Below are 18,542 nucleotides of genomic sequence, written 5' to 3'. Positions count from 1 at the left end.
CTCACCTGATTCCGGTTGCTTTCTGCCAGAGCTCGATCAACTGCGCCTGCTGCCTGAGCGCGGCGTCGATGTCGAGCGGCAGCACCTTCACCGTCGCGAGCTTCGGCATGCCCTGCGGCGGCGCCGAGCCGTTGCGCAATGCGTACTCGTTCGCTTTCTGGATGATCGTCTGCGCGTCGCTCATCATGAAGTCGACGAACAGCTTCGCCGCCGCGGGATGCGGCGCGCCCTTGAGCGCCGCGACCGAAAACGGCGTCGACACGGTGCCGGATTTCGGCACGATGAATTCGAGCGGCGCGCCCTTGGCGACCGCACCGCTATAGTGGTTGTTGACCACGTAGAACATCAGCGGCTTTTCGCCGGACAGCATCTTCGACAAGCCGGCCGGCGTGGTCGGTGTCAGTTCAGCCCCAGACTTGATGAGCCCCTGGTAGATCGCCACAGTGCGCTGTTCGCCGAAGTTCTGGTACAGCGTCGCAAGCAACGAGAAAGCCGCCGACGACGTACGCGGGTCGTAAAACGTGATCTGGTTTTGCCACTCCTTCTTCGGGTTGGCGAAATCCATCCAGTCTTGCGGCGGTTGCATGCCGTTCAGATACTGTTTGTTTGCACCGACGCCGAGAATCAAGGTCTTCACACGTTCGAAGTCCTTTCCGGCGGGCGCGGCATCGGCGGGAAAGTTCTTCAACTCCGGCGAGTGATACGGGTCGAGCAGTTGCTCGTTCTGCATCCGCGTGAAGACGTCTTCCAGCGAGAAAAACGCGTCCGCGGCCTGCTTGCCTGCATTGCGCTCGGCGATATGGCGGTTGTAAATCTGCCAGCAGCCCGCGACGTAAGAACTGACCTTGATCTCCGGATAGCGCTTCTTGAATGCGTCGAGATACACCGGCGTTTGCGGCGGGTCGCATCCGTAGACCACGAGGCCGCCCTCTTTCTTCGCCAGCTCGATCAGCGCGGGATCGCTCGCGAAGGCCGTACGCGAGACCATTGGCAAGAGTGCAAGCAGCACCGCCAAGACGCCGATCCAGGTTCGCAGCGGGGCTCGTAGCATGTCTGTCTCCAATCGTCTTATGGTATTTCCCGTGCCGCTCACGGACACGCTGCGTCGCGGGCTTTACCGAGCATCGCCGATAATCGCCGCATACGGAATTTCGATATGCTGAACGTCGATTTAAGCGTGGACGAAGATCCGGGTTATCGCGGATGTGCACCGTGTTTTTCGCGAAACAGCTTGCTTGTCACGCAGGCCGATCTATAACGTGAATCCTGTTGGCCCGCGATTTCAGGCCTCGAATTTCGACATGCGATGGAGCTCACGATGGCAAGCACACCCGCCGGCAACCGCACGCTTTCGCAAACGTTCGCAGCGTTTGCTCACTCGCTGAACCTCGACGAAGTGCCGCGCCACGTACGCACGCGCGCCAAGCATCTGATCCTCGACGCGCTCGGCATTGCGTTCGCGTCCCATTGCAACGAATTCGCCGACGTGATCTTGCGCGGCATCAGGGCGCTCGGCGAAAGCGGAGTCAGTCCGGTGATCGGCAGCAGCGAAACGCACACCGTGCGCAATGCGGTGCTGCTCAACGCGGCGCTGATGCATGGACTCGATTACGACGACACGCATATGAAAGGCATCGTGCATGCAACCGCCTTCTGCGCGCCGGCGGCGCTATCTGTCGGCAACGAAACCGGCGCCAGCGGGCGCGCTGCGCTCGCCGCGTATCTGGTGGGTATGGAAGTCGCCACGCGTCTGGGCGCGGCGGCGAAAGGCGGCTTTCATCATGCCGGCTATCACCCGACCGGTGTGCTGTCGCACTTCTCGGCCGCGTTGATCGCCGGCCGCCTCTATGGACTGGATACCGCGCAACTGGCCGCGGCGCAAGGGATTGCTGCGAGCACCGCTTCGGGCGTGCAAGTGTTTCTCGAAGAAGGCACGTGGTCCAAGCGCTTGCATCCGGGCTGGGGCTGCGTTGGCGGCATCACAGCGGCACGGCTTGCACAGGCCGGTTTTGTTGCGCCGTCGCGCCCGTATGAAGGGCGTTACGGGCTTTTCGATTCGCACCTGCAGCAACACGCGGGCGAAGTCGATTACGTCACGGCGAGCGCGGGTCTCGGCGAAATCTGGGAAACGGAACAGATGGCGATCAAACCCTACCCTGTGTGCCATTTTCTGCATTCGATCGCGGAGGCCGGCGCCGATCTGGCGCACAGCGGCGAGATCGATGTGAGCCGGATCAGCCGCATTCAGGCGCTGCTGCCCGAACCGGTCATGCCGATCGTTACCGAGCCGCTCGAAGCGAAAAGGCGGCCCACCACGAAGTATGAAGCGAAGTTCAGCGCGCAGTATGTGGCGGCGGCGTCGCTCGTGCGTGGACGCTTCGGACTGGCTGAACTGGAACCCGATACGCTCGCCGATGAGCGCATCCTCGCGCTGTCCGCGCGAGTGGAATGCGTCGCGGACCCCGATAGCGCGTTCCCCGCCTACTACTCGGGCGGCATGCTCGTCGATACGGACGACGGCCGGCAACATCGCCGCTATTACCGCATCAACAAAGGCGCCGGCGAGCGCGCGCTCTCCAATGAGGCGATCGTCGCAAAGTACTTCGAGAACGCGTGTTGGGCCGTCAGTCACGCGCGCGCCGAACAGGTTCGCGATGCGGTGCTTGCGCTCGATGAACTGCAAAGCAGCGACCTGTGGGCCGTGCTTCGCGGAGGCTGAACCCTGCGCCGCAAGTGCCCCTACCGCGCTCTCGACGGATCTTGCAGGCCGCTACGTCCGGCTCGAAATCTTCTTGCAGTACTTGGCGACCGCCCGGCCGATGGAGATCTCGTTGCCCTTGACCCGCTGCGTCGGCGCGCCGACGACGATCGCATATGCCTCGCCGTTGATCCACACGTAGTGCCCGATCGAGGCGATCTCCGACTGATATCCGCCGATCGACACGAACCAGCCGCGCTCCTTGCCCTGCTCGATCAGACGCTTGTAGCGCGTCTTGCTGGTCACGGTATTCGGCGCGTATTGCTCGAACTCGAGTTCCTCGATCAACGCGTTGCGCGCGTCGTCGGTCATCGCGCCGAGCAGCGCCTGCCCGGCGGCGCCGATATGCAGCGGCCGCTTTTCTCCGACCGTCGCCGCGTAGCGCAGCGTTTGACCCGACTGCACGACTTCGAGGTAGTGCGACTGATGGCCGGTTCGCGTGGCGAGGAACACCGTCTCGCCGGTTTCGTTGCAGAGCTCCTGCAACACCGGCCGCACGTGCGATAGCAGCGGATCGTTGTCGATGATGACGCGCGCCTCGTCGAAGATACGGCGCGTGGGATAGTAGTCCGCCGAATCGTGCACGCGATACAGGTAGCCGTTCGATTCGAGCGTCTTGAGCAGCGCGAGGCAGCTCGACTTGGGGAACTCCAGACGCTTGCTGATCAACGCGAGCGGCACCGCCTGCTTGAGCTCCGCGAACAATTGAAAAATCTCGACTACGCGCCGTGCGCTTTTGACATCCGAATCGTTCGCGACCGTCATTGCGCCCCCGAAAAAGCCTAAGGAAAACCCGAATTCACGCATGGACGGAAGGCAAACGCGCTTGCGCAGCGTTTGCACATCGCCTATTCTGAGTTCATGGATAAGCATAGACGTTCACATATATGAACGCAAGAAGTTTTCTGAACGGGCGGCGCCGAGCGTGGGAGACTGCGCCCCGGCCGTGCTGACAGGCGCTCGTCACGTGTATCGCGGAGGAGACTCGCATGGCATCGAGCATCATCGTCAGACCGCTGGCCGGTTCTCTGGGCGCCGAAGTGTTCGGCGTCAATCTGTCCGGCGAACTGGATCCTTCAACGGTCGCACAGATCCGGCGCGCGTTTCATGAGTACCTCGTGATCTTTTTCCGCGAGCAAGATGCATCGGATAACGATCTTGCTCACTTTGCCCGTTATTTCGGTGAGCTTGCGGTGTTGCCGCCACACCGGCAGCATCCGGGCTCGCTGCCCGAACTGCTGATCATCGACAAGAAGCCGGAAGACGCGCTCGTGTTCGGCTGGGAATGGCATTCCGACACCACACACCTGGAGATTCCGCCGCTCGGTTCGGTGCTTGCCGCGCGGATTCTGCCACCAGTTGGCGGCGACACGTTGTTCGCGAATCAGTACATGGCGTACGACACCCTCTCCGACGGCATGAAGACCATGCTGGCCGGTCTGCGCGCCGTGCATGCGAACGGCCACATTCTCGCGTCGCTCGAAGCCGAAGACGTACTCGCGCAGGGCCAGGGTTACGGCAGCCATACGACGCTGTCAGCGGTGCATCCGGTCATCAGGACGCACCCCGAGACCGGCAAGAAAGCGCTGTTCGTCAATTCGCTGCATACGGAACGTTTTGAGGATATGACGGTGGCCGAAAGCGCACCGTTGCTGCGCTTCCTGTTCGAACACTCGACGCGACCCGAATTCACCTGCCGCTTCCGCTGGGCTCCCGGTTCGATTGCGTTCTGGGACAACCGCTGTTGCCAGCATCTCGCGCTCGACGATTATCCCGGCCAGCGGCGCCTGATGCATCGCGTCCAGTTGCGCGGCACCCGGCCGGTGTAGATCCGCGAGGAGCCTCAAACACTCGGGAACGAGACGCGTAATTCTGGAGGAAGACACCATGTCGATCGCAGAGGCAACTATCGAACGGATGCCTGTCGGCGCGGCGCACCGCCGGATGTTCTGGCTGCTCGGCGCGGGCATGCTGATCGATGCGTTCGAGTTGTTCATGCAATCGGGCGTGGTGGCTTCGATGGTGCACACGAACTTCACCGGCACCGGCGGCGTCGCGCAATTCATCTTCGCCACCTTCTTCGGGCTCGCGATCGGTTCGGTCATGAGCGGCACGCTCGCCGATCGCTTCGGACGCAAATCGCTCTACCAGTTCAATCTGCTGCTGTTCAGCCTCGCGACGCTCGCGACCGCGGCGGCGCCCTCGTTCACGCTGGTCGTGATCTTGCGCTTCATCGCCGGGATCGGACTGGGCGGCGAGTTGGTGGTGGGCTACGCGATCATGGCTGAGATGACGCCCGCGCATTGCCGCGGACGCTGGGGCGTGACGCTCGGGCTGCTGGTGAATTGCGCGCAGCCGCTGTCGGCATTCGTCGGCGCATGGTTTCTGCCGGCTGTCGGCTGGCGCGCAATGTTCGTGGTGGGCGCGGTGCCGGCACTGATCGTCTGGTATCTGCGCCGGGCGCTGCCGGAATCGCCGCGCTGGCTCGAACGTCAGGGCCGCACCGCGGAAATGCATGAGGTGCTCGACGCCCTGTGGCTCGAAAATACCGGCGACGCGCACGCGCCGCGCGTCGCGCCGGCGAGCTTCCTGCCGGAGCGCAATGAGTTGCCGTGGACCGCGCTGTTCGGCCGCCATCGGCTCGGGCGCACGCTGTTCTGTTTTGCGATCGTGTCGCTGATCCTCGCGAGCCAGTACGGTTTCATCGGCTGGGTGCCGACGCTGCTGCTGCATCGTGGCCAGTCGATCGTGCACTCGCTCACCTACTCCGCGGTGATGGCAATGGGCGCGCCGATCGGCATGCTGATTCCGATTTTTCTCGTCGACCGGCTGGGGCGCCGGACCGTGGTGGCGACGGCGTCGTTTCTGGCGGCCGCCGTCGGCATCGGCTATGCGTTCGCACTCGATGCGCCCGCCTGGCTGCTCGTCACCACCGGCTTTCTCGAAGTGCTATTCGTGCAGATCACCGCGAATACGGTGCTCGCAGTCTACCTGCCCGAACTCTTTCCGACCGATATCCGTGGCACGGGCTTTGGCGCGTCCACCGCAGTTGGACGAGTGTCGGCCGCGATCATGCCGTATTTCGTGTTGTTCGTGCTGAATGGCTTTGGCTCGTTCGCCGTGTTCGTGATGCTGGCAAGCGTGCTGCTGCTGTTGTGCCTGCTGGTGCTCGCGGTCGGTCCGGAAACGCGCCGCAAAACGCTCGAAGATGTCGAGCGGGAAATTCTCGCGGGCGTGGACTTGAGCGCGGATCATAAGCACGCGAAGTCGCCGGCGTCCTGAAGACGAGCGATAGGAGTTTGCACGCGCGGCTTCATGGAAGGCCGTCGCGCGAGGCGCTCACCGCATATGAGCGAACCGGCGAAACACATTCGCCTCTTCGCTGCGATGCGAGGTGACGCGTGCATGATTCATGGCGGGGTCGAGCAGCGTGATGCCGGACCACTCGCCCTGCGCGGACAGTTCGTGAATCAGATCGACGATGGTCTGACACACCACGGAAGTCGCGGAGTTCATCGGCGTCGCGCTGGACCAGCAGACGCTCGCCGGGCGCTTCAACGCCGGGTCGACGATCCTGCGCACTCGTGGGCGCCTTGCCGGATCGCGTTGCGCCAATGCCGACACCGGCAGGATCGTGCACGCCGCGCCCGATTGTGCAACGGAGATGAGCGTGGGAAGCGAGTCGATATCGGCGACGATATTCAGCTCGACGTTCTCGCGCGCGAACACCCGTTCGAGCAACAGGCGCAAACCGTTCGAGATGCCGGGCGCCACGAGTTTCACGCCGCTGAGTTGCGCGAGGGTGCAGGTTTGTGCAAGCGCACCCACTGTTCCGCCCGGCTCGCCGAATACGTACAGCTGTTCTTCGAGAACCGGCAGCGCGGTCACGCCCAGCGTGTCCGCATCGCGAAACAGAATGGCCAGATCGATGCGTTCGTTCGCGAGTAGTTCGCTGATAAAGCCACTCATGCTTTCAAAGAACTGCAAACGGATGCGAGGAAAGCGCTCCTGAATGCGCGCGAATAGCGGCATGGCGAGAATCGACGCCATGGTGGTCGGAAAACCCACGGCGACGGTACCGCTCTCGGCATTTCCGCCTTCCCGCACTTCCTGCTTGAGTTCTTCCATTTGCCGCAATACCAGCCGGCTATGACGATAGAGCGACTGGCCCGCGGCGGTCGGCGCCACGCCTTGCCGGCTTCTGATCAACAGCTTCGTTTCGAGTTCCTCCTCGAGGCGGCTCATCTGCTGGCTCAGCGAAGGCTGCGCGACATACAGCTTCTCGGCGGCCTTGCCCATGCTGCCGCAATCGACGATCGCAACGAAGTACCGAAGCTGACGGGTATCCATGATTCGTGATCCTGAGTTTAACGGTCAGAGGTTATGCCTATGATGGACTCATTCAATTGGTATTTCCACGCAAACCGCACTTCTTCTACAGTCTTTCAATTGGCATCACACAAGCGCGCCGACACGCTGGCGCCCGACAGGAAATGCAGACCGTTCTTCGCGAGAGAGAAAGCATCGATAGCGGCATAGCTGATATGCCGGCGATCCGATTGATGCTGCACGGCGATCAAAACAACAATGGACCCGTCGACTCCCCTTTCGCCCACTTCTATTTACGGCTCATGAATCCTGCAACCGCAACGACTTCATCCCACGCCCTGCTTTCCGTGCTCGCCGCAAACGGAATCGATCGCGTTTTTCTGGTGCCCGGTGAAAGTTATCTGGGGATTCTCGATGCGCTCGCGGACTTTCCGCAGATCGACGTGGTGACATGCCGCCACGAAGCGGGCGCCGGTTTCATGGCATGCGCGGACGGACGCCTGACGCGCCGTCCCGGTGTCGTCATGGTCAGCCGTGGACCCGGCGCGAGCAACGCGTCGATTGCTTTGCATACCGCGCAACAGGACGGCATTCCTCTGCTGTTGATCGTCGGACAGATCCCCAAAGCGGATTTGCGCAAGGAAGCATTTCAGGAGATCGACTATCAAAGGATGTACGGGTCGATCGCCAAATGGGTCGTGGAAGTCACGGCGCCGGAACAGTTGGCGACCGCCGCGTTCAAGGCGCTGCGTATTGCAATGGCCGACACGCCCGGCGCCGTCGTGCTGGTCGTACCCGAAGATATTCAACAGCAGCAGGTCGAGTCGGATGCATGGCAGGTGCCGCCTGCCGTAGCGACAATCCCCTCCGACGCAACGCTCGAACGTATCGCCCGTCTGCTCGAACAGGCGCAGCGGCCGCTCATCATCGCCGGCGGCGCGTTCGAGGCGCCGCGCGGGCGCGAGTCGCTGCTGAGGTTCGCGCAAACGTACGACGTTCCCGTCGCGGTGTCGTTTCGACGCCAGGACATTTTCCCCAACCGGCATCCGCTGTATGCGGGCGACCTGGGATTGGCCAATCCGGCGGAGCAGATCGAAGCCTTCGAGTCGAGCGACTTCGTGCTCGCACTCGGCACGCGGCTCGGCGATATCACGACACAGGGTTATCGCTTCCCGAAGCCGCCGCGCGCGGCGCAGACATTCGTGCATTGCCACGCGGACGGCCACGCCGTCGGCCTGCATGTGGCGCCGGATATCGGTGTCGTGTGCGATCCCGTGGCGCTTGCCGATGCGCTCGTTGGTGTGCATCGTTCACCAGCGCGTTCGCAACGATGGTCTATGCGCTTGCGAGGCATCGCCACGCGCATCGCCGAATGGCCGCACCGCACCGTCGAACCTGGCGACAGCAACGGCGACACTGGCGCTGGCGTGCGATTCGTCGACGTCGTTCGCTCACTGGCGGAGCATGCCCCCGTGGATGCCGTGATCTGCGTCGATGCCGGCACGTTCGCCGCGCCCGTGTACCGCCATTTTCCTTTTCGCTATCCGCAACGCCTGATGTCACCGCTGTCCGGCGCAATGGGTTACGGCACGCCGGCCGCCATTGCGACGCAGCTACGCTTGCCGGCGCAGAAAACGATCTGCCTCGTCGGCGACGGCGGCTTTGCCATGACCGGCAACGAGATGATTGCCGCAGTGGCGCGCCGCTTGCCGATCCTCTTCATTCTCTCCAACAACAGCTGCTACGGATCGATCCGCGTTCACCAGGATCGCACCTATCCGGGACGGCATATCGGCACCACGCTGACCAATCCGGATTTCACCCTGATTGCCGGCGCGTTCGGCATCGACGCCGAGCGCGTCACGGCTTCAGACGAAATCGACGCAGCCGTCCAACGCGGCCTCGCGGCACAGCGGCCCTATTTCATCGAAGTCATGTCGAGCATCGAATCCGTTCAGCCACTTTCGAGCGTGCCGTCGATGGCGCTCAACCAGGAGCCCTGATTGCGGTTATCACCCTACAACTAGAGACACGCAAGGAGACAACATGAAGATGATGTCCACGGCGGGACTGCTGGCAATCATTGCCGCAACCGCGCCATCCGCTTTCGCCCAGTCGAGCCTCACGCTGTACGGAATGATCGACGAAGGGCCCGAATACAACAGCAACGCAGGAGGCAAGCACCTGTACAACCTGACCACGGCCGCGCAGGGTGGCAGCCGTTGGGGGTTTCGTGGCTCGGAAGATCTCGGCGGCGGCCTGAGCGCCATCTTCAGGTTGGAGAACGGCTTCGATCTCGGCACCGGCAAACTGGGCCAGGGCGGCCTGATGTTCGGCCGGCAGGCCTACGTCGGGTTGACGTCCACGCGCTTCGGCTCCGTCACGCTGGGACGTCAATATGATTCGGTGGTCGACTATATCGGACCGCTGACGGTGGGCGATCAGTGGGGCGGCACGATCGGTTCGCACCCCGGCGACCTCGATAACTTCGACAATAGCCAACGCACCAACAACTCGGTCAAATACGCGAGCGCGAACTACGACGGCATCACGTTCGGCGGTCTGTACAGTCTGGGCGGCGTGGCGGGCAACGTCACGCAGAATCAGGTGTGGTCGCTCGGCGCCGGCTATACGAACGGACCGCTCGCGCTCGGCGCCGCGTATCTCAACGTGCGAAATCCGAACGTCAGTTTCTTCGGCAACAGCACGACGGGCACGGCCACGCCAGCGGCCAATTCGATCACGAGCCCTGTGTACAGCGGCTACGCGTCGGCGAATACCTATCAGGTGATCGGCGCCGGCGGCAATTACACGATCGGCGCCGCCACGCTCGGCGCGACCTATTCGAACACCAAATTCATGGGACTCGGCAATACCGCGCAAAGCGGCCCGAATCCACGCCACCTCGGCGGTGAAGTGACATTCAATAACGTCGAACTCAGTTTCAAGTACCAGGTGCTGGCCAGTCTGCTGGTCGGGCTCGAATACGACTACACGCGCGGCAGTTCGGTGAACGGTGCAGATGCGGCCCAGTACCACCAGGGCACGCTCGGCGTGGACTACTTTCTTTCGAAGCGAACCGATTTGTATCTGGTCGGCGTTTATCAACACGCCTCAGGGGTAGACTCGACCGGCAAGCCGGCGGTCGCGGCGATCAATCAGGTCACCGCGTCGAACAGCAATAACCAGACCGTCGTGTCGCTCGGCTTTCGCCACAAGTTCTGATGAAACTCACTCCGCACGCGATCCGAGCCGCCGACACCAGCCGCTTTCTCCCACGTTTGCGCGTGACGCCCGCGCGCAATGAACGTGCGCAGTCCCAACGGACACAAGGATGCACCATGACAACCAACCTGCGCATTCCCATCGCCGCGCGAATCGAGCGCCTTCCCGAATCGAACTACCTGCGCTTATCGATTCTGCTGATTTCGCTTGGCACGTTCTGGGATTCGTACATGCTATTTTCAGTTGGGCCCATTTCCGCGCATTTCTTCGCTTACCTCGGGCAACCGCATCTCGCCACCGAATTGCCGCTGGCGCTTTTTTTCGGCACGTTCGTGGGCGCGGTCGGCTTGAGCACGGTGGCCGACAAGATCGGCCGGCGCGGCGCTTTCACGCTCGACCTCTGCATTCTCGCGACCGGCGCGCTGCTCGCCGCGTTCTCACCGAATGCCACGGTATTGCTGATCGCGCTGTTTATTGCGGGCATCGGCACCGGCGCGGAATTGCCGTTGTCGACGACCTACGTGCAGGAACTGTCGCCCGCGCGAGCGCGCGGCAAAATGTCGAGCTTCGCGCTGACGATTGGCTTTCTCGGCGGCACGGTGGGCGGTTTCGCCTCGATGCTGCTCGTGCCGCTGAATGACTTGCCGCTACCAGGATTTCGCATCGCATTGCTGCTCGCGGCGCTCGGCGGCTTTTCATCGCTTCTGCTGCGCGTGGGCTTGCCCGAGTCGCCGCGCTGGCTGGAACGCATGGGCCGGCGCAACGAAGCCGACGACGTGATGGATAAAATCGAGCGCCGCGTCATGCGCGAAAAGAACCTCGTGATGCTGCCGCCCCCGCCGAAAACGGAATACGAAATCGAGAGCGGCGTATCGCCGATCAGCCTGCTGCTGTCGCGCGCCTATCTCCGCAGAACCATGAGTGCGTGGGGAATCGAACTGCTGCAGGGATTCGGTGCATACGGCTTTGCCACGTTCGTGCCGTTCTTCCTTTACTCGCGCGGCTATTCGATCGTGCACGCGCTGACCTACACCGCCGTCATCCAGATCGCGTACCCGGTCGGCTGTCTGGTCTCCGTCTACATTACGGACAAGATCCAGCGCAAATGGGGCATGGCGTTCGCGTATGTGCTGAATATGATCTTCGGCCTGTGTTTTCTGCTGGCCGACTCGACCTACATGATCGTGCTGTTCGGCTTTCTCACCGAGGCCATGATTTTCATCAACGGCCCGTTGCTGCATACGTATGAGGCTGAAATCTATCCGACGGGCATCCGGGCGCGCGGTGCCGGCATCAGCTTCGCGCTCAGCCGGTTGGGCGGTTTTTTCGCGCCGCTCGTCGCGTCGTTCCTGCTGGGGATCGGTGCGGGGCATAGCTGGTTGATCGGCATCGGCGCCGCGGCGTGGTTTGCCTGTGCGCTCGTTGCCGCGATCGTCGCCGTGGATACGACCAACATCAGTCTGGAAGATCTCGAAGTGAAGCATTGACGCGCCGATCGCCGCCGGTTCCTGCGCCGGGCGGCAACGCCCGTCGCAATGGAAGCGGCAGCGATATCCTCGCGGCCCCGCTCAACCGAGCCGCGCGATCAGTGCGTCCGTAAATACCGCCGTCGATGCATGCCCGCCCAGATCGGGCGTGCGCACGTTGTCGTCGTTGAGCGTCTGTCTGATCGCCTGATTGAGGCGCTGCGCAAGATTGCCCGCGCCGACGTGTTCGAGCATCAGGCCCGCGGCCAGCATCTGCGAGACAGGATTGGCAATGCCGCGCCCGGCGATATCCGGCGCCGAGCCGTGCACGGCTTCGAAAATGGCGGCGTCGGCGCCGATATTCGCGCCGGGCGCGAGGCCGAGTCCGCCGACCAGTCCCGCGAGTTCGTCCGAGAGAATATCGCCGAACAGATTCGTGCACAGCAGCATGTCGAACTGCCACGGATTCAACACGAGCTGCATCGCACAGGCGTCGACGATGCGATCGTCGACGGCCACCCTGCCCTCGTAGTCGCGCGCAACCTCTCGCGCCGTCTCGAGGAAAAGACCGGTCAGCGCCTTCAGCACATTCGCCTTGTGAACGACGGTGATTTTTTTGCGTCCATGCTCGACCGCGTAATCGAACGCGTATTGCGCGATGCGCCGGCAACCTTCGCGCGTGTTCATTCCCGTCAGAACGGCGACGCCATGCGGATCGTCACCTATCGGAATGTAATGTTCGTGCGCCACATAAAGCCCCCCGATGTTCTCGCGCACCAGCACGATATCGATATGTCATAGCGCCCGGGCACGATGGTGCGCACCGGCCGGAGATTGGCGTAGAGCGAAAACGCCTCGCGCAGCCGCACATTGACGGAGCGAAATCCTCCGCCTACGGGTGTGGTCAACGGCCCTTTCAACGCGAGCCTCGTGCGGCGAATGCTGTCGAGCGTCGTCTCCGGCAATGGTTCGCCGCCACGTTCGATTCCGGCTATGCCCGCGTGCTGAATGTCCCACGCAAAGGGCGCGCCTAATGCGTCGAGTACCTTGACTGTGGCAGCGGTGATTTCCGGGCCGATGCCGTCGCCCGGTATCAACGTCGCGGGAATGGGGGATGATTTGCTTGAACTCATCGTGCGACTCCTTCTGTGTGTTCCTGACACGGCAGTGCACTGCGACATGCTCGCGGGCAATGCCGCCGGATGCCCGGGTAGAGCACTATTATCAAAAACTTTGTGCGCGCCTCACAATCGGTTTATCGGGCATAGCAGCTATGCCGCAAAAAAGCAGGAGCGTCAGAATGGATCTGAGACGACTCGAATTGCTGATGCAGGTGTCCGCATTCGGCAGTTTTTCGAAAGCCGCCACTGTGCTGGGCATCGCGCAACCTGCGTTGGGCCGGCAGATCCAGAAGCTCGAAGAGGAATGCGGCCTGCGTCTACTCTACCGCCACGGCCGCGGCATTTCGCTGACGCCGGAAGGCCTCGCACTGATCGAACGCGCGAGTCCGCTCGTGCGCCAGTTGGCTGCGATTCCAGCGGATCTCCAGTCGGAACGCGACTCGCCGCATGGACTCGTTACCGTCGGCTTGACGCCGACCGTGTGCAATCTGATCGGCATGCGCTTGATCGCCGGTTTGCGCGAGACACATCCCAATCTGCAGGTGAACGTGGTATCGGGCTATAGCGGCTATGTGCACGAGTGGCTGATCGACGGCCGCCTCGACATGGCGATTCTGCACGACGCCCGCCGTTCGTCCACCGTCGCGGTCGATCCTTTGGCGGCCGCGGAGTTGTTCCTCGTCACGCCGGCCGCCGCCACGAACTTCGCGATACCTGACGAGACGACGCTCGCGGGCGTTGCGCAAATACCGCTGGTTTTGCCGACGCGCAACCACGGTCTGCGCCGCACGCTCGAATACGCGGCCGGCAAGGAAGGCGTGACGCTCGACGTGCAGTACGAAGTCGACACGCTCGAACTGCTCAAGGAAATGGTGGTCGCCGGCCTCGGCTGCACGGTACTCGCGAAACCCGCCGTGCTCGGCGAACTGGCTGCGGCCACGCTGCACGCGCGGGCGCTCGCGAGGCCGCAATTGCACACGCGGCTCGTGCTCGCGACCGCGGTTCATCGCCCGGTCACACACGGCATCCGCATTGTGGAGCTGGCGATCAAAGCACTGTTTACAAAGCTTATCGAGCAGCACGATCAATATGGTCTCTCGCTGCCGCAGTAGCGTGAGCGAACCATAGGATTGGGCTATGTCCGTGTCATCGTTTTGGTATTTCCGCGTTGCGGGCGCTTGCTCTATATTGGTTGCAACACAACGCAGCCGCCTCAGACGCAAGACGGCGAACCACTAAACGGAGACCCCTCGCACGTCACGCGCGCCACAGCCTTACATCGGCATTGCGTGACAGTCACTTCATCGCGCCGGCAAGAACTGCAGCGTCTCTCGCGACGCCCGGTCAATCATGCCGCGACCGACCTCGCGTTCACCCAGTGCATCGGTCACGCATGCTGCTGCGCGGCGCGAGGCAATTCCGATAGCACGGTTCCTGCTCGAGCAAGCCGAGGCGCCGTATCGTAGGGCAGATATGTGTCAAACAGAAGAGGACGCAATGGAGCACACAATGAGTCAATCGAAAGAACCGATCGATGTCGTGGCGATGTTTCCCCAGGTCGCCGACATTAGCGACGCGACGCTGCGCAAGGCCGTCATTGCCACATGGGAGACGCTGTGGGAGATGAGCCCCTGGAAGCGGATCGCGGAGGTTCCGACATCGACTGAAATTCCTTATCCCACTCTGCCCCATAACCAGTGTGTGCTGGAGATGGCGATGTCGGTCGCCGATCTGTTCGAACGCCACCACGGCATCAAGGTGAATCGCGATTATCTGATCGCGGCGGCCGTGTTGCAGGACGCGAGCAAAGTGGTCGAATTCGCACCAGACGCGGAAGGCAAGGTCGTCGCCACCGATATCGGCAAACAGTATCCGCACGCCTTCTGGGCCGCGCATCTGGCCTTGCGCAACGGCATTCCCGATGAAATCGTGCACGTGCTGCTGACGCATTCGCCTCAGGCGCCGAAATTCCCCGCCACGCTCGAAGGCAAGATTCTGTACTACGTCGATCAGATAGACGTGATCGGCATTCACAAGGACCGCTGGCGCAAAGAGCTTTTCATTACGAAGTGACGCGCAGCGTGAGCAGCCATTGCCGGTTCGTATTGCCTGGAGGAAACGATGAGCAAGAGAAGCAAGCTGCGTGAATTGATTGCCGCCCCTGAAATCCTGGTGATGCCGGGCGTGTTCGATGGTTACAGCACGAGACTGCTCGGCGCATCCGGATTCGCCGCGGGCTTTGTGACCGGCGCCGGCGTGAGTGAAGCCAGTCTTGGCTGGGCCGATCAGGGCATCATGGGACTCGAGGAAAACCTGCGCGTCACGCGCGCGCTCGCCTCCTGTTACGAGCAGCCGCTGATTGCCGACGCCGACACGGGCTACGGCAACGCGGTCAACGTGCATTTCACGGTTCGCGCATTCGACGGCGCGGGCCTCGCCGGCGTGATGATCGAAGATCAGGTCTGGCCGAAACGCTGCGGCCATATGAAAGGCAAGCAGGTGATCTCCGCCGAGGAAGGCGCGGAAAAAATCCGCGCCGCTGCGGAAGCGCGGCTCGATCCGGAGCTCCTCATCATGTCGCGGACCGACTCGCTCGCCACGCATGGCATCGACGAAGTCATCAAGCGGTTGAATATGTACGCCGAAGCCGGCGCGGACCTACTGTTCGCCGACGCGCTGCTGGCCACGGATCATATTACGACGGTCGTCAAGAATGTCTCCAAGCCGGTTTGCGTCAACATGGGATTCGGCATTCGCCAGCGCTCCACCACGCCGTTGATTTCGGCGCGGCGATTGCAGGAGTTGGGCGTGGCCGTGGTGGTCTATCCGCGCTTGCTGACGGCGGCGGCCATTCAGGGCATGAAGAACGCGATTGCTACGCTGAAGGAGTCGGTGGAAAGCGGTGATGTGATCGAGCGCCCCGACCTCGTCGTGTCGTTCGAGGAACTCAACGATCTGGTCGGGATCGCGGAGCTTGAACGCATCGAACAGCGCTATCTGACACCGGAACAATATCAGCAGAAATACGAGCATGCCGCGTACGAAAAAACGGCCGTGACCACCAACCCTGGCGCGGAGCTTTGATATGACCGATTCGGCAAAAGATCGTCGACATACTTTAACGGATGAACCGCCGGTCTGCCAATCGCCGGATGCCTCGCCGGTTGCGCTACCGTTCGTCTTGCCGCCGGGCGCATGCGATTGTCATGCGCACATCTACGGGCCGCCTGAACGGTATCCGTACCGCGATAAGCGGCGCTATACGCCCGCGCCGGTCGGCCTCGACGAATATCGCGCACTGCTCGCGAAGCTCGGCGTCACGCGCGCGGTGATCGTCCAGCCGACTGTCTATGACGACAATCGGATCACACTCGACGTGCTCAACACATCGTCCGGCGCATGGCGCGGCATTGCGCAATTGAAACCGGACGTGAGCGACGCGGAGTTGCGGCGTCTCGACGCTGCCGGATTCCGCGGCGTGCGTCTGCATACGCGCTCGGGTCTCGACGATCTGGACGCAATGGCAAGGCGCGTGGCGCCGTTCGGCTGGCACGTGCAATTGCATCTCGATGCGCGTGACCTCCCGGAGATCGGCCCTCGCCTCGCGCGTTTGCCGGTGCCTGTCGTGCTCGATCATTTCGCGCGCATCGTCGTTCAGGACGGCCTCGATCAGCCGGGTTTCAAAGCGCTGCTGACGCTCATGGAAAGCGGCCAGTGCTGGGTCAAACTATCCGCGCCGTTTCGCCTCGGCAACGACATTTCCCCCTATGCCGCCGTGCAGCCGTTCGCCAAAGCACTCGTGGCAGCGCGGCCTGACCGGCTGGTGTGGGGCAGCGACTGGCCGCACTCGTCCTATCACGGCGTGATGCCCAACATGGGCGTGCTGCTCGGCCTCGTCGGCGAGTGGGCGCCCGAGGGCGGCATCCGCGACATGATTCTCGGCATCAATCCCGCGCGGCTATACGGCTTCGAATAGCCGTATAGCCGCGCGTTTTCCAAACGTGGAGAGTGGCATATGGGCAGCACGAAAATCCAGCAGATGCGAGCGCTTCTGAATTCCGGCGAAATCATCATTTCACCGGGCGTCTACGACGGCTACAGCGCGAGAGTGATCGAGAAGATGGGTTTCAAGGCGGCCTCGACGACCGGCGCGGGGCTGGCCAACTCGCGCCTGAGCCAGCCGGACATCGGCATCATGACGCTCACGGAAAATGTCGATGCATGCCACTGGCTGGCGCGTTCCGTCTCGCTGCCGCTGATGGCCGATGCGGACACCGGCTATGGCAATCCGGTGTCGGTGTATCACACCGTGCAGTTGTTCGAGGAAGCCGGCGTGGTCGGCGTGAATATCGAGGATCAGGTCAGCCCGAAGCGTTGCGGCCACATGCGCGGCAAGGAAGTGATCGACGCGCGGGAAATGGCCAAGAAGATCGAAGCCGCGGTGAAGGCGAAATCCGATTCCGGCTTTGTGATCAATGCGCGCACGGATGCGATCGCTGTCGAAGGTATCGATGCCGCGATCGAACGCGCGAAACTGTATGTGGCCGCCGGCGCGGACATGGTCTATCCCGACGCGATCGCATCGGAAGAGCAGATCAAAAAATTCGTCGACGGCGTCAACGCGCCCGTCAGCATCAACATGGGCTTCGGCATTCGCTCGCGGCCCACCACGCCGCTGATCCCCGTGCGCCGTTTGCAGGAGCTCGGCGTAAAACGCGTCACCGTCGCGCGGATGTTGCCGGCGGCCGCGATCATGGGCATGATGCGCGCGCTCGAACTGTTTCGCGACGGCGCGCAGAACGGCACGGTGCACGACCGGCCCGATCTGCTGGTGGGCATCGACGATATTACCGACCTGATGGGCTATCCGATGATCGACAAACTCGAAACGGAATTTCTGCTACCCGAGGATATCGAGCGCAAATACGGGTCGAGCGCGGCGAACTACGTGGTGCGGGAGAAACGTTAGGCTTTCAGCACGCACGCGGCTTCGCGAACCGGACGAGGCTGACTCGCTGCCCGCTTCCTCGTCCGTCGATAAAACTTCCTTCAAGCCCAGTTTCTCGGCAATCCTCGACATAAGGCCGTCGCGCCGCCACTGCAACCATTTGATATAGCAGGTCTACAACGGAGGAAAGGACGCGGGCAGTCGATGCCATCTTTCGTTCTGCGTCGTGACCCATAGGCGCTGGCGGTTCGGAGTCGAGGGTGCGCGTTCGGCAAATCCTAATAACGGTTCAGCGGTCCTGGCAAGGTCTCGTCCTTGCGCTTCGTCCTCGCCCGATTTGCACTCCGGCGTAGAACCGCGCCGATCTCTTTCCATCGAGGACGACGCCGCGCATCGTCGCCCGCATAGTTCGATTCGACCGCGGCGATCAAACTCGCGGCATCCTGATCGCCGGTCGCATCGATGTTCTCGAAGCGCGCGGGACGACCGAAGTCGCCTCCTCTGTCCATCCACGCATACAAGGCCGGAATGGTCCGCCGCCACTCGCCCTTGCGCGCGGCCATTGCGAGCTTGCGCCAGGCGAGCGCGTCGCTTGCCAGCCAGCGGTTTCGCGCTTGACTCACCACACGTGCACCAGGCGCTGCAGGAATTGACCCGCACGCTGCAATCGCTGAACGCGTTGGCCGACTATCTGG

General features: G+C 62.3%; 15 protein-coding genes and 1 pseudogene. 11 read left to right on the top strand and 5 right to left on the bottom strand.

Annotated features, from left to right (window positions below):
- Position 1 precedes the first annotated feature (1 nt).
- Positions 2-1,051, bottom strand: a complete 1,050-nt coding sequence (locus B0G74_RS08705; RefSeq protein ID WP_132374422.1) for an extracellular solute-binding protein — start codon at positions 1,049-1,051, stop codon at positions 2-4.
- Positions 1,052-1,318: 267 nt separating this feature from the next.
- Here B0G74_RS08705 and B0G74_RS08700 point away from each other — a divergent pair, with 267 nt between their 5' ends.
- A complete protein-coding gene (locus tag B0G74_RS08700) occupies positions 1,319-2,719 on the top strand; it encodes an MmgE/PrpD family protein (RefSeq protein ID WP_132374421.1) in 1,401 nt (466 codons plus the stop codon).
- 51 nt (positions 2,720-2,770) lie between these two features.
- Here B0G74_RS08700 and B0G74_RS08695 read toward each other — a convergent pair whose 3' ends face one another.
- Positions 2,771-3,523, bottom strand: coding sequence for an IclR family transcriptional regulator (locus B0G74_RS08695; RefSeq protein ID WP_165923839.1), 753 nt, complete (start codon positions 3,521-3,523; stop codon positions 2,771-2,773).
- A gap of 224 nt (positions 3,524-3,747) precedes the next feature.
- Between B0G74_RS08695 and B0G74_RS08690 the strand changes: the two genes are divergently transcribed.
- Both B0G74_RS08690 and B0G74_RS08685 read left to right on the top strand, forming a co-directional pair.
- Complete coding sequence (locus tag B0G74_RS08690) at positions 3,748-4,587, top strand: TauD/TfdA family dioxygenase (protein WP_132374419.1); 840 nt, start codon at positions 3,748-3,750, stop codon at positions 4,585-4,587.
- Between the two features lie 58 nt (positions 4,588-4,645).
- Positions 4,646-6,040, top strand: coding sequence for an MFS transporter (locus B0G74_RS08685; RefSeq protein WP_132374418.1), 1,395 nt, complete (start codon positions 4,646-4,648; stop codon positions 6,038-6,040).
- Positions 6,041-6,097: 57 nt separating this feature from the next.
- On the opposite strand, the gene B0G74_RS08680 is transcribed toward B0G74_RS08685, so the two are convergent.
- A complete protein-coding gene (locus B0G74_RS08680; protein ID WP_132374417.1) occupies positions 6,098-7,108 on the bottom strand; it encodes a LysR substrate-binding domain-containing protein in 1,011 nt (336 codons plus the stop codon).
- Positions 7,109-7,389: 281 nt separating this feature from the next.
- Between B0G74_RS08680 and B0G74_RS08675 the strand changes: the two genes are divergently transcribed.
- The 3 genes from B0G74_RS08675 (at position 7,390) to B0G74_RS08665 (ending at position 11,799) form a co-directional block, all read left to right on the top strand.
- Entirely contained in the window at positions 7,390-9,090 is a 1,701-nt protein-coding gene (locus B0G74_RS08675; RefSeq protein ID WP_132374416.1) for a thiamine pyrophosphate-dependent enzyme, read from the top strand.
- Positions 9,091-9,133: 43 nt separating this feature from the next.
- The gene (locus B0G74_RS08670; protein WP_132374415.1) at positions 9,134-10,312 is read left to right on the top strand and encodes a porin; all 1,179 of its coding nucleotides are present in this window, start codon (positions 9,134-9,136) and stop codon (positions 10,310-10,312) included.
- A 116-nt stretch (positions 10,313-10,428) separates the two neighbouring features.
- Positions 10,429-11,799 (top strand): MFS transporter, encoded by a 1,371-nt coding sequence (locus B0G74_RS08665; RefSeq protein ID WP_132374414.1) that lies wholly within the window; start codon positions 10,429-10,431, stop codon positions 11,797-11,799.
- Between the two features lie 81 nt (positions 11,800-11,880).
- Here the strand turns inward: B0G74_RS08665 and B0G74_RS08660 are convergent.
- Positions 11,881-12,911, bottom strand: a pseudogene (locus B0G74_RS08660) (isocitrate/isopropylmalate family dehydrogenase).
- 167 nt (positions 12,912-13,078) lie between these two features.
- Here B0G74_RS08660 and B0G74_RS08655 point away from each other — a divergent pair.
- The 5 genes from B0G74_RS08655 (at position 13,079) to B0G74_RS08635 (ending at position 17,868) form a co-directional block, all read left to right on the top strand.
- Positions 13,079-14,011 carry a LysR family transcriptional regulator gene (locus B0G74_RS08655; protein WP_132374413.1) on the top strand — a complete coding sequence of 311 codons (933 nt, stop codon included), beginning with the start codon at positions 13,079-13,081 and terminating at the stop codon, positions 14,009-14,011.
- Positions 14,012-14,408: 397 nt separating this feature from the next.
- Entirely contained in the window at positions 14,409-14,972 is a 564-nt protein-coding gene (locus B0G74_RS08650; protein WP_132374412.1) for a hypothetical protein, read from the top strand.
- A 48-nt stretch (positions 14,973-15,020) separates the two neighbouring features.
- Complete coding sequence (locus B0G74_RS08645) at positions 15,021-15,983, top strand: isocitrate lyase/PEP mutase family protein (protein WP_132374411.1); 963 nt, start codon at positions 15,021-15,023, stop codon at positions 15,981-15,983.
- A 1-nt stretch (position 15,984) separates the two neighbouring features.
- Positions 15,985-16,875, top strand: a complete 891-nt coding sequence (locus B0G74_RS08640; protein WP_132374410.1) for an amidohydrolase family protein — start codon at positions 15,985-15,987, stop codon at positions 16,873-16,875.
- A gap of 39 nt (positions 16,876-16,914) precedes the next feature.
- Positions 16,915-17,868, top strand: coding sequence for an isocitrate lyase/PEP mutase family protein (locus B0G74_RS08635; protein ID WP_132374409.1), 954 nt, complete (start codon positions 16,915-16,917; stop codon positions 17,866-17,868).
- A gap of 257 nt (positions 17,869-18,125) precedes the next feature.
- On the opposite strand, the gene B0G74_RS08625 is transcribed toward B0G74_RS08635, so the two are convergent.
- Positions 18,126-18,470 (bottom strand): hypothetical protein, encoded by a 345-nt coding sequence (locus B0G74_RS08625; protein ID WP_243658148.1) that lies wholly within the window; start codon positions 18,468-18,470, stop codon positions 18,126-18,128.
- Positions 18,471-18,542 lie beyond the last annotated feature (72 nt).

The sequence above is a fragment of the Paraburkholderia sp. BL9I2N2 genome, from assembly GCF_004339745.1.
GTDB lineage: Bacteria > Pseudomonadota > Gammaproteobacteria > Burkholderiales > Burkholderiaceae > Paraburkholderia.
The sequence above is the reverse complement of the archived record's forward strand: the minus strand, read 5'-3'. Positions and strand labels throughout refer to the sequence as shown.